This window comes from Mesorhizobium sp. M7A.F.Ca.CA.004.06.1.1, assembly GCF_003999135.1.
Taxonomy (GTDB): domain Bacteria; phylum Pseudomonadota; class Alphaproteobacteria; order Rhizobiales; family Rhizobiaceae; genus Mesorhizobium.
The window spans coordinates 1-411 of record NZ_RZPQ01001480.1; the positions used below are offsets into that span (position 1 = coordinate 1).

The 411-nt window shown below is 66.2% G+C and carries 1 protein-coding gene; it reads left to right on the plus strand.

The genetic code is table 11. The features are described 5' to 3' along the window. Positions 1-411 (plus strand): SDR family oxidoreductase (locus EN906_RS37030; protein ID WP_127375906.1); only part of this gene is annotated, 411 nt, incomplete at both ends.

Genomic DNA, 411 nt, shown 5'->3' on the forward strand with positions numbered 1-411 from the left:
GTGCAGGCCGTGCTGGACGGCATGGCGGCACGCGGCTTCGGACGCATCGTCAACATCACATCGCTGTCGGTCTATGTGCCCATTCCCGGCCTCGACCTGTCGTCCGGCGCGCGTGCCGGCCTGACCTCGTTCCTTGCCGGCGTGGCCAGAACGGTGATCGACCGCAACGTGACCATCAACAGTCTTTTGCCGGGCAAACTCGACACCGACCGGCTGCGCGGCCCGCACGAGGCCGGCACCATCGAGGATCCTGCCGCAGCCGCTGCACGCAAGACCCGCATCAGCGCTGATGTTCCGGCCAAGCGGCTCGGCACGCCGGAAGAATTCGGCCAGATCTGCGCCTTCCTGTGCTCGGTCCATGCGGGCTATCTGACCGGGCAGAACATACCGGTCGATGGTGGTCTCTACGTC